The sequence below is a fragment of the Kluyvera sichuanensis genome (assembly GCF_040930405.1).
Taxonomy (GTDB): domain Bacteria; phylum Pseudomonadota; class Gammaproteobacteria; order Enterobacterales; family Enterobacteriaceae; genus Kluyvera; species Kluyvera sichuanensis.
This window is the reverse complement of the sequence record NZ_CP162271.1, coordinates 4,059,010-4,072,664: the sequence shown is the minus strand read 5'-3', so window position 1 is coordinate 4,072,664 and position 13,655 is coordinate 4,059,010. Positions and strand designations below refer to the sequence as shown.

At 56.5% G+C, this 13,655-nt stretch carries 13 protein-coding genes; 4 read left to right on the top strand and 9 right to left on the bottom strand.

All coding sequences use genetic code 11. The annotated features are described in order from the left end of the window. Positions 1–3: 3 nt before the first annotated feature. The 4 genes from ubiC to malK form a co-directional block, all read right to left on the bottom strand. Positions 4–501: a chorismate lyase gene (gene ubiC, locus AB2B48_RS19535; RefSeq protein WP_333012317.1), complete on the bottom strand. Its 498-nt coding sequence runs from the start codon at positions 499–501 to the stop codon at positions 4–6. 198 nt (positions 502–699) lie between these two features. After that, positions 700–1,644: a maltose operon protein MalM gene (malM, locus tag AB2B48_RS19530; protein ID WP_368299903.1), complete on the bottom strand. Its 945-nt coding sequence runs from the start codon at positions 1,642–1,644 to the stop codon at positions 700–702. A gap of 115 nt (positions 1,645–1,759) precedes the next feature. Continuing rightward, positions 1,760–3,097 carry a maltoporin gene (locus AB2B48_RS19525; protein ID WP_368299902.1) on the bottom strand — a complete coding sequence of 446 codons (1,338 nt, stop codon included), beginning with the start codon at positions 3,095–3,097 and terminating at the stop codon, positions 1,760–1,762. 101 nt (positions 3,098–3,198) lie between these two features. Continuing rightward, entirely contained in the window at positions 3,199–4,308 is a 1,110-nt protein-coding gene (gene malK / locus AB2B48_RS19520) for a maltose/maltodextrin ABC transporter ATP-binding protein MalK (RefSeq protein ID WP_185668443.1), read from the bottom strand. A 371-nt stretch (positions 4,309–4,679) separates the two neighbouring features. Here malK and malE point away from each other — a divergent pair, with 371 nt between their 5' ends. The 3 genes from malE (at position 4,680) to malG (ending at position 8,382) form a co-directional block, all read left to right on the top strand. Next, complete coding sequence (malE, locus tag AB2B48_RS19515; protein ID WP_185668442.1) at positions 4,680–5,870, top strand: maltose/maltodextrin ABC transporter substrate-binding protein MalE; 1,191 nt, start codon at positions 4,680–4,682, stop codon at positions 5,868–5,870. A gap of 63 nt (positions 5,871–5,933) precedes the next feature. After that, a complete protein-coding gene (malF, locus tag AB2B48_RS19510) occupies positions 5,934–7,478 on the top strand; it encodes a maltose ABC transporter permease MalF (RefSeq protein ID WP_333012314.1) in 1,545 nt (514 codons plus the stop codon). 13 nt (positions 7,479–7,491) lie between these two features. After that, complete coding sequence (malG, locus tag AB2B48_RS19505; RefSeq protein ID WP_185668440.1) at positions 7,492–8,382, top strand: maltose ABC transporter permease MalG; 891 nt, start codon at positions 7,492–7,494, stop codon at positions 8,380–8,382. Between the two features lie 161 nt (positions 8,383–8,543). On the opposite strand, the gene psiE is transcribed toward malG, so the two are convergent. Next, positions 8,544–8,954, bottom strand: coding sequence for a phosphate-starvation-inducible protein PsiE (gene psiE, locus AB2B48_RS19500; protein ID WP_035896861.1), 411 nt, complete (start codon positions 8,952–8,954; stop codon positions 8,544–8,546). A 231-nt stretch (positions 8,955–9,185) separates the two neighbouring features. Between psiE and AB2B48_RS19495 the strand changes: the two genes are divergently transcribed. Then, on the top strand, positions 9,186–9,641 hold the full coding sequence (locus AB2B48_RS19495; protein WP_185668439.1) for an acyltransferase: 456 nt from the start codon (positions 9,186–9,188) through the stop codon (positions 9,639–9,641). 119 nt (positions 9,642–9,760) lie between these two features. Here AB2B48_RS19495 and AB2B48_RS19490 read toward each other — a convergent pair whose 3' ends face one another. The 4 genes from AB2B48_RS19490 to yjbE form a co-directional block, all read right to left on the bottom strand. Next, positions 9,761–11,857: a YjbH domain-containing protein gene (locus AB2B48_RS19490; RefSeq protein ID WP_368299900.1), complete on the bottom strand. Its 2,097-nt coding sequence runs from the start codon at positions 11,855–11,857 to the stop codon at positions 9,761–9,763. After that, positions 11,857–12,594 carry a capsule biosynthesis GfcC family protein gene (locus tag AB2B48_RS19485; protein ID WP_368299898.1) on the bottom strand — a complete coding sequence of 246 codons (738 nt, stop codon included), beginning with the start codon at positions 12,592–12,594 and terminating at the stop codon, positions 11,857–11,859. The genes AB2B48_RS19490 and AB2B48_RS19485 overlap by 1 nt, the downstream gene beginning before the upstream one ends. Next, complete coding sequence (locus AB2B48_RS19480; protein WP_368299896.1) at positions 12,591–13,229, bottom strand: YjbF family lipoprotein; 639 nt, start codon at positions 13,227–13,229, stop codon at positions 12,591–12,593. Before AB2B48_RS19480 ends, AB2B48_RS19485 begins: the two co-directional genes overlap by 4 nt. A 61-nt stretch (positions 13,230–13,290) precedes the next feature. Next, on the bottom strand, positions 13,291–13,542 hold the full coding sequence (gene yjbE / locus AB2B48_RS19475; protein ID WP_035895200.1) for an exopolysaccharide production protein YjbE: 252 nt from the start codon (positions 13,540–13,542) through the stop codon (positions 13,291–13,293). Between the last annotated feature and the right edge of the window lie 113 nt (positions 13,543–13,655).

Here is a 13,655-nt window from a genome sequence, read left to right as displayed (position 1 = left end):
CTCTTAGTACAGCGGCGATGCGGGTAAAAAAAGCTCCGTCAGCAGCAGCGGTTTGCCGCTCAGACGCAGGCGGGAACGTCGCCCCCACAGCGCATCATGACACCCTATTTCGATAAAATCCCGGGTCAACGTCGATGACGTAAACAGATAGCGCCCGAGCGGCGTTTGCCCCAGTTGCTGTAGCGCCAGTTCCGGGCCGCACAGCGTCGACTCCGGCACCACGGTACGCCCGGCAAGCCAGGGTTCGTCGCCCACGCACAATAATATTTCTCGCAGCCAATAGCGAGGTTCATCCGGCAGCAAGTGCTGCTCACCGTCCAGCGCGTCCCGGCCCACGAAGGCTTCATTCAGCAGCGTGACGCTAACGGGTTTCCCGAACTGCTCAAACCGTTTGGTCATGGAATCTTCCAGCATCAGCCAGTCACGCTGTGCCGATTCGAGCGGGGGAATGACGTCAAAATAGCGCAGTGCGCGGAGTTGCGTCAGTGCGGGGTGCGACATGCCTGTCTCTCCAATACATAGCTTCTGGCCATTGTATCGCAGAACACAGCGGGAGGGGGTGCAGGAATGGTCAAATACGATCATTAGCGCAACAGCAGTGCAACAGTTTGTTGTCACGCTATGGAGTGTAGAAAAATGGCGTGCCCGGATGGGCACACCAAAAGGCTTCGCCTAAACATCGGCGCTGCGGGGTAAAGCTTACCCCTTGCCTTTTACAGCGCCGATAAAGGTGGAACGAGCAGATTTCGAGCCCAGGCGTTCGGCTTCATTCATCAGCTTCAGGGCTTTGTCGATATCCCCTTTCGCTACCGCCTGTTTAATACCGTTGTTGAAGTAGGTTTCCGTGTCATCCAGCATCGGCTCAGCTTTCGCCGCTGGAGCCGCGACTGGCGCAACCACCGGGGCGGCAGCAGGCGCACTATAGGCCGGTGCGGCGGTGTTACCCACGGTGACCGGTGCCGGGCCGGAGGAACCAAACAGTGGGCCTACCAGCACGCTGGAGCTGCTGTTGGTTTTTACCTTCAGCTTCACGAGGCCGTCAGTGGTGTGTTTTGCCACCGGGTCTGGGATATCCGGTACCGCGTTGCCAGTGCCTTTGGCGTAGGCTTTAGCCGGGTCCAGCAGCGTAGTGGTCTGCTGGAGATCTTTATCCGTGGTAAAGACCAGGACATACAGCTTCTGCTGGCCTAAGGCTGGGGTCAGGCGCATAACGCCTTCCAGACGGTCGGCGCTCATTACGCCCGGTGCCTGATAGGTAAAGTAGCTGCTTGGGAAGAAAGCAGAAGGCGTCATGTTCTGATCGAGAATCAGCACGTTCGGCGCAAAGACGTTGGTTTGTTTGTTCACTTCGCTGGTCAGCGTCAGCGTGAGTTCGCCAATATTGGCCGGCACGCTGTAGGCCACGACGTTACCGGTGATGCCCGGTACGTTCAGGCTCTGACCACCGGTAGAAATTTGGGTGGACTGCACTTTAGATTGATCGACCGGCGTCCAGGTCAGCTGCTGGAGGGCCGAGGTGGGGATAGTGGGCGCGGCGCTGGTGTTTTGCGGCACATAGTTGACGTCCGCAAGGCTGATACCCGGAACGCTCGCCAGCAATCCAGCGGATAAGCACAGAGCAACGAGACTTTTTTTCATTTTCATTATGATGACCTCAGAAATCGTCAGTCTAGCGGTAGCCAGGCAATAGCGCGCTAAACCCTACGGAACAGAGGGGCTTTCGCCCCTCGTCAGTTTATTGCTTCAGGTTAGTGCTGAATTACCACCAGATTTCCATCTGAGCACCGAAGGAGAACTCGTCGCTGTCGCCACGGCTAAAGCTCTTCGCAGCAGTATCGCTGTATGCTACGCCAGGTGTGTAGCCAGAAATGGTGCCATTACCCGTTGGCGCATAGCCCCATTTTTCATCCCACTTGGCGTAAGTTGCGAACACGCGGATTGCCGGACGGGACCAGATGCTGTCGCCAGCCTGCCACTGTTGTGCCAGGGTGATTTTGTACTGGTTGTTGGTATCGCCAGTTTGCTGAGATTTGACGTTGTCGTAGCCGACTTCCAGCAGGGTACTCATGATTGGCGTCCACTTGTACATTGGACGAACGCCCACGGTATACCACTTGGTTCCGTTCTTGTTATCCCAGCTGATGTCCTGGTACATACCGACATACATCAGATCCCAGTTTTCACCCAGCGAGATCGCACCATGATCCAGAACACGCACCAGGTGGCCGTTGTTGTTCATCGCATAGTTGATATCGTCAGTAGTGCCAATGCTGGAACCCTGTGACAGGCCTTTGCCCTGAGAGGTCATGGAGTCAGTAGCGTACTGCACAACAAACTTGTTGTAGCCTTTCAGCATGCTCTGGGTATGTTCAGCAGTGAACATCCAGCCATCTTTTGATGCGCCATCAACCAGATAGTAGCCATCACGCTCGTTAGCGCGGCCATAGTCCACACCCAACTCCAGGGTGCCGCCTGGGTTAACTTCCATCTGCGCTAAACGAACGTCGAAGACGTCGTTCGCAGTACGGGTGGTGTAATCATAGATGTCGTTGCTGGCGAAGGAAGAAGAACCGCCTGCTTCAGAGGAACGAGTCGCTGCCAGAGAGAGTTTACCGAAGCCCAGATCAACGTTTTCGATACCAGCACCAGGACCAGAAATATCCCAGTAGTAGAAGTCGATCATGTGAACGTCATGACGCTGGTAGAAGCGCTTACCGGCCCAGATGGTGGAGCCTGGCAGCCATTCGATCAGGTTTTTACCCTGGACGTTCGCTTCACGGAACGCTGGGTCAGTGGCTTCCCAGTCGTTCTGCTGTGCTACGGAGTAAGCCACGTTGGTGTCGAAGTAGAAGCTCTTATCGCCCTCTTTCCACACTTCCTGACCTAATTTAATTTCAGCATAGGTTTCACATTCGTTACCGAGACGGTATTTACTGCCGGCACCGGTTGCCTGGAAGCACTGTTGTTCACCGCCGCTGCCCGTCCAGCCAATGCCGGAACGCGCGTAACCATGGAAATCTACGGCCATTGCCTGAGCAGACATAATGCCTGCTGCGACGGCAACCGCCACGGGGAGTTTGCGCAGAGTAATCATCATTCTATCTCCTGAGATCATTGCTTTTCTTGAACATTCCACCCTTCTTGCCTTATCGCTGGCGATGTAAGAGCTTCATGCTTGTTTTGTTTTATGGGACTTCTTTAAACGCCTGGCTCTTTGTGCAGCCGACGACATGCGGTGCCATCCTCACGGAACAGATGGCAGCGCTCTGGCGGCAAACCGATAGCGAATGTGGCTCCCTCTTCAACCAACACCACGTCGTTCTGGCGATAGACCAGGTTTTGACGGATGGCAGGGATCTGGATATGAATTTGCGTTTCGTGACCAAGCTGCTCGACAACGTTGACCACCCCTTCCAGCGTCACATCAGCGATGTGGCTCGGCAGCAGGTGTTCCGGGCGAATGCCCAGTGACATGTTGGCGCCAACCTGAACGTTGTTACTCTCCACCGGGAGCCAGATCTGCTGACGGTTCGGCAGCTCGACCTGCACCTGGTCGATGGCGGTCGCGGTGACTTTGACCGGCAGGAAGTTCATCTTCGGCGAGCCAATGAAGCCTGCAACGAAGCGGTCTGCCGGGTAGTGATACAGTTCCAGCGGTTTCCCGACCTGCGCGACGCGACCGGCGTCCAGCACCACGATTTTGTCGGCCAGCGTCATCGCTTCAACCTGATCGTGGGTGACGTAAATCATCGTGCGGCCTAACCGTTTGTGCAGACGGGAGATTTCAATACGCATCTGAACGCGCAGCGCGGCGTCCAGGTTAGAAAGTGGTTCATCCAGCAGGAAGACGCGCGGCTCGGCCACCAGCGTACGACCAATCGCCACGCGCTGGCGCTGGCCGCCGGACAGGGCTTTCGGTTTACGTTCCAGAAGATGGGCTAGCTGCAGCACTTCAGCGACCTGGGTCACGCGCTGGTTGATAATCTCTTTTTTGGCTCCGGCCAGCTTCAGGCCAAAGGACATGTTTTCGGCGACGGACAGATGGGGATACAGCGCGTAGGACTGGAACACCATGCCCACGCCGCGTTCGGCTGGCGGGATATCGTTCATGCGGGTTTCACCGATGAACAAATCACCGCTGGTGATGGTTTCGAGGCCCGCGATCATACGCAGCAACGTCGATTTACCGCAGCCGGATGGCCCGACAAACACCACGAACTCCCCTTCCTGGATGTCGAGGTTGATATCTTTTGATACCACCACGTCGCCCCAGGCTTTCGTTACATTGCGTAGCTGTACGTTCGCCATGCCCTTCTCCCTCGTTACAACTTGTCACCAACAGAAACATTCAAGATGGGCTGACTATGCCGTACACATCCATTCGGTGAATCCTCCACCCCCCCGGTTTTTTATGGGGGAGGAGACGGGAGGATGAGAAGGGGCGCTCTGCCCCCGATGACATCTCATCAAAACGAAAATCGTGATGGGGCCTGCAAAAAACGGCGCTTTTTTTTGTGCGCCAAGACGCATAACCGGGATTTATGTTACGGAGATCACACTACAGACCCCTAGGGCGTAGACTCCAGGAGGATGGAAAGGGGTTGCTAAAAAAGGAAACTCATCGACGTTAAACCACCTCTGTGTATCCACGAGTACATCACCTAGAAAGGACGGGATATATGAAAATTAAAACTGGCGCTCGCATCCTCGCGCTGTCCGCATTGACCACGATGATGTTTTCCGCCTCTGCCCTGGCAAAAATTGAAGAGGGAAAGCTGGTTATCTGGATCAACGGCGACAAAGGCTATAACGGCCTGGCCGAGGTAGGTAAGAAATTTGAGAAAGACACGGGGATTAAAGTCACCGTAGAACACCCGGACAAGCTGGAAGAAAAATTCCCGCAGGTTGCAGCTACCGGCGACGGCCCGGACATCATCTTCTGGGCGCATGACCGCTTTGGCGGTTATGCACAGTCTGGCCTGCTGGCAGAAGTCACCCCGGACAAAGCGTTCCAGGACAAGCTCTATCCATTCACCTGGGATGCCGTTCGCTACAACGGCAAGCTGATCGCTTACCCAATCGCGGTTGAAGCGCTGTCGCTGATTTACAACAAAGACCTCGTGCCAAATCCACCAAAAACCTGGGAAGAGATCCCGGCGCTGGATAAGACGCTGAAGGCGAAAGGCAAATCTGCGCTGATGTTCAACCTGCAAGAACCGTACTTCACCTGGCCGCTGATTGCTGCCGACGGTGGTTATGCGTTCAAGTTTGAAAACGGCAAGTATGACGTGAAAGACGTGGGCGTGGACAACGCTGGCGCGAAAGCGGGCCTGACCTTCCTGGTTGACCTTATCAAGAACAAACACATGAACGCGGATACCGACTACTCCATCGCGGAAGCGGCCTTCAACAAGGGCGAAACGGCGATGACCATCAACGGTCCGTGGGCGTGGTCAAACATCGACAAGAGCAAAGTTAACTACGGCGTTACGCTGCTGCCAACCTTCAAAGGCAAGCCGTCTAAACCGTTCGTTGGCGTGCTGAGCGCTGGTATCAACGCGGCGAGCCCGAACAAAGAGCTGGCGAAAGAGTTCCTCGAAAACTACCTGCTGACCGATCAGGGTCTGGAAGAAGTGAACAAGGACAAACCGCTGGGCGCCGTTGCGCTGAAATCCTTCCAGGATACCTTAGCGAAAGATCCGCGTATCGCGGCCACCATGGATAACGCCCAGAAAGGCGAAATCATGCCGAACATCCCACAGATGTCTGCATTCTGGTATGCCGTTCGTACCGCGGTCATCAACGCCGCAAGCGGTCGTCAGACCGTCGATGCAGCGCTGAAGGACGCGCAGGGTCGTATCACCAAGTAATGTTTTTATCCCCTCTCCCTCAGGGAGAGGGGAAAAGCTCAAACGCTGTAGAGGAAGATCCCCATGGATGTCATTAAAAAGAAACATTGGTGGCAAAGCGACACGCTGAAATGGTCAGTGATTGGTCTGCTGGGCTTGCTGGTGGGTTACCTTGTAGTTTTAATGTACGCACAAGGGGAGTACCTGTTCGCCATCATGACGCTGATCTTAAGCTCAGCGGGCCTGTATATTTTCGCCAACCGTAAAACCTACGCCTGGCGCTACGTTTACCCTGGTATGGCTGGGATGGGGCTGTTCGTCCTGTTCCCGCTGATTTGCACCATCGCCATCGCCTTTACCAACTACAGCAGCACCAACCAGCTCACCTTTGAACGCGCCCAGCAGGTGCTGATGGACCGTTCTTATCAGGCGGGCAAAACCTACAACTTCAGCCTGTTCCCGGCGGGTGATGAGTGGCAACTGGCCCTCACCGACGGCGAGAGCGGCAAAAATTACCTCTCCGACAACTTTAAGATTGGCGGCGAGCAGAAGCTGCAGTTGAAAGAGACAGAAGCGCTGCCGACCGGCGAGCGTGCGCAGCTTCGCGTGATCACCCAAAACCGTCAGGCGCTGAACCAACTGACCGCCGTGCTGCCGGATGAAAGCAAAGTCACCATGAGCTCGCTGCGCCAGTTCTCCGGCACCCAGCCGCTCTACACCCTGGCCGATGACGGCCTGCTGACCAACAACCAGAGCGGCGTAAAATACCGTCCTAACAATGACGTCGGTTTCTACCAGACGGTGAACGCCGACGGTTCCTGGGGCGATGAGAAGCTGAGCCCTGGCTACACCGTCGGTATCGGCTGGGACAACTTCACCCGCGTCTTCACCGACGAGGGCATCCAGAAGCCGTTCTTCGCTATCTTCGTCTGGACGGTGGTCTTCTCGGTGCTGACCGTCATTCTGACCGTCGCCGTCGGCATGGTACTGGCCTGCCTCGTACAGTGGGAATCACTGAAGGGCAAAGCTATCTACCGCGTGCTGTTGATTCTGCCGTACGCCGTACCGTCGTTTATCTCGATTCTGATTTTCAAAGGGCTGTTCAACCAGAGCTTTGGTGAAATCAACATGATGCTGAGCGCGCTGTTCGGTATCAAACCGGCCTGGTTCAGCGACCCGACCACCGCGCGTTCGATGATTGTGATCGTCAACACCTGGCTCGGCTACCCGTACATGATGATCCTGTGCATGGGCCTGCTGAAGGCGATTCCGGACGACCTGTATGAAGCCTCGGCAATGGATGGCGCAGGCCCGTTCCAGAACTTCTTCAAGATTACGTTACCGCTGCTGATTAAGCCGCTGACGCCGCTGATGATCGCCAGCTTCGCCTTTAACTTTAACAACTTCGTGCTGATTCAGCTGTTGACCAACGGCGGCCCGGACCGTCTCGGCACCACCACGCCGGCTGGCTATACCGATCTGCTGGTGAGCTATACCTACCGTATCGCCTTTGAAGGCGGCGGCGGCCAGGACTTCGGTCTGGCGGCAGCGATTGCGACGCTTATCTTCCTGCTGGTCGGTGCGCTTGCGATAGTGAACCTGAAAGCCACGCGCATGAAGTTTGATTAAGGGAGACTCGAACATGGCTATGGTACAACCCAAATCTCAGAAACTGCGTCTCTTTACCACGCACCTTCTGCTGCTGATTTTCATTGCGGCGATTATGTTCCCGCTGCTGATGGTTATCGCTATTTCACTGCGCGAAGGTAACTTCGCCACCGGCAGCCTGATCCCGGAGAACATCTCCTGGGAGCACTGGAAGCTGGCGCTGGGCTTCAGCGTTGAGCACGCCGATGGGCGCGTAACGCCGCCGCCGTTCCCGGTCCTGTTGTGGCTGTGGAACTCGGTAAAAATCGCCGGTATCACCGCGATTGGCATCGTGACGCTCTCCACCACCTGCGCCTACGCTTTTGCCCGCATGCGCTTCCCGGGCAAAGCCACGCTGCTGAAAGGGATGCTGATTTTCCAGATGTTCCCGGCGGTGCTGTCGCTGGTTGCCCTGTACGCGTTGTTTGACCGTCTGGGCCAGTACATTCCGTTTATCGGCCTGAACACTCACGGCGGCGTGATCTTCGCCTACCTCGGCGGTATCGCGCTGCACGTCTGGACGATTAAAGGCTACTTCGAAACGATTGATGGTTCTCTGGAAGAAGCGGCGGCGCTGGATGGCGCTACCCCATGGCAGGCGTTCCGTCTGGTTCTGCTACCGCTGTCGGTACCGATTCTGGCGGTGGTGTTTATCCTGTCGTTTATCGCCGCGATCACCGAAGTTCCGGTTGCATCACTGCTGCTGCGTGATGTGAACAGCTACACCCTGGCCGTTGGTATGCAGCAATACCTCAACCCGCAAAACTACCTGTGGGGTGACTTTGCCGCGGCGGCCGTACTTTCCGCTATCCCGATTACCGTGGTCTTCCTGCTGGCGCAGCGCTGGCTGGTGAATGGCCTGACGGCCGGGGGCGTGAAGGGCTAATTTTCATCAGCAATGCCACTGCTATTATCCTCAACTTGAACGTACCCTAACTTGTGACTGTTTGGCGCTCCTATGGAGCGCCTTTTTTTGTCGCAGGTATCGGTAGGCTCCGAGTCGTTCCCGGCGGCGCTTCGCTTGGCCGGGCTACAAACGTGCGGGCTTTATTCTCGTTTCAGCCGCTTCGAATTGCACAGCCACAGCGTAATCACCAGCAGCAGAATGGCGGCGGAGTAAATCAGCACGTCCAGCGGTGATTTATGGTCGACGATAATCAGCCGCACAATCGCGGTAATACCGATATAGACAAAGTAGCGTAGCGGGAAGTGAAAGCCAGACTGGAAGTACTTCACAATCAAGGCGATAAATTCAAAATAGAGGAAATAGACCACCAGCCCTTCCACCAGCTCGTACTTGCTGGTGCTCTCAGGAGCGAACAGCACGTCCGCCAGGTGTAATGTCTCTTTGCCGAGGAACACGACCAGGATCAAGCCAAGGCTGAGCAGGCCCAGGTTCAGCACGGTCTGCAGAATGGTGGAGATAAACTCAACGCGGGGACGAGAGAGTGACGTCATGGCTAGCTCCTCTTTTTCTAGGCCGAGATCTTTGTATAGCGCAGAAATGTGATCTGGATCTACTTTTTTATCCATCCTGAAGCTCCATAAACCGTCTGCGTATTCATGGCCAGCCCTCACGGGAGAACCTTAAACTCTGCCTCACCGCACACTTTATCCCCTTATCCCTTACCTCTGCGCGTGGCCTGCTGGCACAATCAACATCTGTTTATCATCAGGAGTAGACGGTACATGCAAAGCATTCGCCAGGTCGATACACGCAACGTTACCTGTGGGGAAAACGTGGTTATCTACGAACCCGCCAACCTCTATGATTGCACGCTTGGCGATAACGTTTTTATCGGCCCGTTTGTCGAGATTCAGGGTAATACGCGGATTGGCGACAACAGCAAAATCCAGTCGCACACCTTTATCTGCGAGTACGTCACCGTCGGACGCGACTGCTTTATCGGCCACGGGGTGATGTTTGCCAACGATATGTTCCGCGAGGGCAAGCCCAACGCCGACCGCGAAAGCTGGGGGCGGATTACGATTGGCAACAACGTTTCTATCGGCAGCGGTGCGACCATCCTTGCGGTGTCGATTTGCGATGGCGTGGTGATTGGCGCGGGCAGTGTGGTGACCCGCTCCATTGAAGAGAAAGGGGTGTACGCCGGGAATCCAGCGCGGTTGTTGCGGCTGCTGTAACGACGGTGGCACCTACGGCTCCCTCTCCCCTTTGGGGAGAGGGTTGGGGTGAGGGGCTATGGGCACAGAGCCGAAAAATCCCCGGCGGCGCTTCGCTTGGCCGGGCTACGGGATAAGCATTATCTGAAGTTCTGGCTCTTATCGCCGGTCATGTTATACAGCTCGAACTTGCGACCCAGCATCTGACCGCCGTCGCGCGTCAGCGGCGTCCAGCCAACCACCGCACGGCTGCGGGTTGGGCCGGAGGTGAAGAGATCCATCGGGATATTCACGTAAACCCCTTTGGTGAACTCCCCTTCACCATACTCGTCCGCCGAAACGTTGGTAATGGTGGCGTATGCGCCCACCACAATGCCGCTGTCGAAGTGTTTCGAGATATCCAGCGTACCGCCTTTATCTCCCGCCAGATACTGCCCGACGCTGGCTTTCACCAGCACATCCTGCGCGAACGATGGCGTCCAATAGGCGGTGAGATGACCGGTTTTTACGCTGTAGTCGGTAAACTTCATCATGTCCTGCGCGCTGCGCCAGTCACGCTGCTTCACGTAGTTGGCGTTCAGGCCGAAAGCCCAATTGCTATCCACCGGGCGATAGAGCACTTCCGCCCCCGCGCCGCCGTACATGGTTTCCAGATAGCCACCGTAGACCTGGCCGTAGATATCATTGCCCAGGTACTGGAAGTAGTTCGCCTGCAGGTTATTCACGTACACATCGTTCTGCACGTATTCACGGATATGCGTACGCACGCGCGGCAGGGTTGAGTCCTTCGGTGGGTTGGTGTAGTTAAATTTATCGTAGTTGTTCGCCACGTTGGCAAACAGGCTGCCGCTGGTCAGCAGGTGGTCGGTCACCCACCAGTCCGCCGAGCCCATTACGCCCACCTGGTACATATAGAAGCTTTCCGCCCCGCCGATAGACTGGCTAAGCACCGGGTCGATATGGAAATCAAAGCGCGATTTGTCGATATACCAGCCCTGCTCGGTTTTATCCGGCACGATTGGTGCAACGCGTTTTTGCTCCAGCGGCGTCTCCTGCCCCAGCGGTTCCCCGGCAAGATGTCGTTGCAGGCTCGCCACATCGGTTTCCGTGGTCACTTCCGGCAGATTCAGCCGCGTTTCGGTAATGCGGATCGTGCGGATCCCTTCCGGAAGATCGTTGGCAATGATCCGATTGGCACGCTCGATCCCTTCACGCGAATCACGATACTTCACCTGCTCGCCGGTAACGTACAGCGTGTCGCCCTGCACCTGAATATTCGGTGCCGCAAATCCGGCGTTGTACTTAAGCTGGGTGAGTTGGTTCGCCACCACCGAATGCTGGAGGATCGGATCCTGCGGCTGAGGTCGATAGGTCGGGCGCGCGTTGTCGTTATAGGACGGACGCAGGTCGTTAAAGTTGGTGCGCAGGGTAAAGCCGAACATCACCGTATTGCCACGCTCGTAGCTCAGGTTCACGTCGGCCCAGTCGGTAACGCGATAGATGGCGCCGACGTTAATTTTACTCTTCTGATCGAGCTTGCCGGCAAAGTCTTGCTGGTAGTTGTTACCTTCATACTCCAGCTTCAGGCGCAGCGGCTGCCACGGCGTCTGGTACTCAATACCGCCAAAATAGGCCGCCGGGCCATGGAACATCTGGCTGCCGTCGACCGAGCCCGCTTTACGATAGCTATTATCGCGGTAGCAGTATTTGTCACTGTAGGAGCAAAACGGGTTGGTCGCGTTGCCGCTGGTACCGAGGTAGCCCCAGCCTAAGCCGAGGGTAAAGTCGAACGGCCCCCAGGCTTTGCTGGCAACGATATACTCTGAGTCAAACAGGCCGGTACCGCCGATATCACGCGCCCCGACCGCCACCTGCGGCATCCAGTAGCTCTCTTCCCACAGGCGCAGCTTCACGTCGAAGGCTTTATCTTTATAGGTTTGCGAGCCGGAGAAGGCCTCTACGCTGCTGTAGTCTTTGGTGCGCACATCGGTGTAGCGCAGCGTGGTTTCCAGCCACGGGAAAAACTGGGCGGAGGCGGAGTAATAGCGGTACTGATCGTTATCGCGATAGTTCAGGCTGAATTCGCCGTCGCGCGCCATGCGCGCCGTCGGGGTTTGCAGCAGGCCAACGCCGCCAAAATCTGACTGCGAGGGGCCAATCGGTGCGGGGTAAGTCTCCGCATGACACGCCGCGCTGACCGATAGAGCCAGTAGACTGTAAAGACAGGCTTTTTTCATTATTCAGGTCTCCGCTGCGACAGGGAGCGAAGGATTTCAGCGTTCAGCGCTTCATATTTATTCGTCCACAGTGAGTCGGCAAAGCCGACAAACAGAATGCTGCCGGGCATCGGTTCAACGTGCCGCTTATTCCAGTACGCCACCGGCGCTTTTTGCGTGCGCCCGTCCGGGTAAATCACCCAGGCGTAGCTGCGATCCGCGCCGCTGAGCAGGCTGACATCATCGAGGTAGCTGGCGGCGTCGCGCCCCGGCGTGAAGGGCATTTTTCCCGGTTTATCCACCAGCCCCACCAGCGTAACGGTGGAAGGCTCGCGCCCCAGCCACAGGGTGTAATTGCCTTCGAGCGGCGGGTTATTTTTGTTGTGAACCCGCACGGTGTCAGGGTCCAACGGCACCAGTAAGCGTCCGGTCACCGGGATAGCCTGCAACTGGTTGCGCAGAGCATTAATCGCCCCCGACTCGCTGCCGCCCTCATCCACCGCCAGCGCGGCAAGTTCTGCCAACAGCGCCTGATGTTCACGCCCGGCTTTAGCGGCTGCCAGCGGAGAGGTGATCGCCGCGCCGGGCCACCAACTTCCCGCCAGCCTCGGTTGCCCTACCAGGTCGGCTAGTCGTTCGGCGTGGGTTAAGGTCAGCGGCTTTTCGACGCCCGCCATATGAACCTCAACGGTGCCTGCCGCCAGGGCGGCAAAGGAGATAGCGCTGAGCATCGCGGCGATAATTAACGGTTTTTTCATGATTTCGCCGCCTTGATAAGCGTGGTTTTCACCGGGAACGTCCCCGCGCCGAGGTACTGTTCCGACTGGCGAATTTGACCTTCGCTATCGACCCAGTAACGGTTGTGCCAGCTCGCTTCAGAGGTGGTGACCTCCTCTTCCAGCACGCGCACAGCGGTGTTCTGGCCTGCCATCGTCAGCGTGTCGTTATCGTCCCAGTGGAAGGTGGACGTGGCGGTGGCATAGCGCACCTGCTGGTGCTCGGTCCAGCCCATCGTCCGCGTCCAGCGCGCGCCGTCGGTAATCTGGTTCGGGCGGGCTAGGGGATCGTTGTCGAGGTTATTCACCGTGAGCAGGTTGTCGCCCCCGAGCTGCGTTTTCACCAGCCGTCCATGCTGAGTGACCAGCATCGCCCGGTCCTGCGTCAGCCATTTCTGCTGACCTTCTTCGGAATACGCCAGCACCACGAAGATCTGCGGGCCGCCGTTAAGCTGCATATATTGGCTGGCGTACGGCATGGTCTGGATTTCGTCATCGGTGAGCTGCACGCCCGACTCACCAGATACGCTTTGCCAAAGCGATTTCCCCAGTCCCTTGGTGCTGGGTGAACACGCCTGAAGCAACAGGCAAATTAGGGGAATAACAAGTCGCTTCACGACGCTTCTCCAGGGGCGAAATAACCACACCGAAGTGTGGTTAGGATTAACGTACCGATTACTACTGGGTACGGGTGGTCGTTGTCGTGCTGGTCGTGGTGGTGGTCCCGGTGTTGGAACCATCGCCGCCAGCCGCTGCCAGCGCCATACCGACCGCAGAACCTACGGTGCTGGCGCTGGTGGCGGTTGAACTCCCGGCCGACACGGACGTTGCTGCTGCACCAGCCGCTTCACCTGTTTCAATAGGTGCCGCGCTGGCGCTTGCCGCAGCAAACGCCGATATGGCAAAAATGCCATAGAGGATTTTCTTCATGCATATTCCCTTCATTAGATGAATGGAGATGTACCCGAAAATATTCAGGCGTCATCGAGTATACACAACCAAATGAACGGAATTCGGTGATGGGAAATAGGGGAAGGTTTTTT

Coding starts and splice junctions, on each gene's coding strand:
- ubiC (WP_333012317.1), bottom strand. CDS start 501: ATGTCGCACCCCGCACTGACGCAACTCCGCGCACTGCGCTATTTTGAC.
- malM (WP_368299903.1), bottom strand. CDS start 1,644: ATGAAAATGAAAAAAAGTCTCGTTGCTCTGTGCTTATCCGCTGGATTG.
- AB2B48_RS19525 (WP_368299902.1), bottom strand. CDS start 3,097: ATGATGATTACTCTGCGCAAACTCCCCGTGGCGGTTGCCGTCGCAGCA.
- malK (WP_185668443.1), bottom strand. CDS start 4,308: ATGGCGAACGTACAGCTACGCAATGTAACGAAAGCCTGGGGCGACGTG.
- malE (WP_185668442.1), top strand. CDS start 4,680: ATGAAAATTAAAACTGGCGCTCGCATCCTCGCGCTGTCCGCATTGACC.
- malF (WP_333012314.1), top strand. CDS start 5,934: ATGGATGTCATTAAAAAGAAACATTGGTGGCAAAGCGACACGCTGAAA.
- malG (WP_185668440.1), top strand. CDS start 7,492: ATGGCTATGGTACAACCCAAATCTCAGAAACTGCGTCTCTTTACCACG.
- psiE (WP_035896861.1), bottom strand. CDS start 8,954: ATGACGTCACTCTCTCGTCCCCGCGTTGAGTTTATCTCCACCATTCTG.
- AB2B48_RS19495 (WP_185668439.1), top strand. CDS start 9,186: ATGCAAAGCATTCGCCAGGTCGATACACGCAACGTTACCTGTGGGGAA.
- AB2B48_RS19490 (WP_368299900.1), bottom strand. CDS start 11,857: ATGAAAAAAGCCTGTCTTTACAGTCTACTGGCTCTATCGGTCAGCGCG.
- AB2B48_RS19485 (WP_368299898.1), bottom strand. CDS start 12,594: ATGAAAAAACCGTTAATTATCGCCGCGATGCTCAGCGCTATCTCCTTT.
- yjbE (WP_035895200.1), bottom strand. CDS start 13,542: ATGAAGAAAATCCTCTATGGCATTTTTGCCATATCGGCGTTTGCTGCG.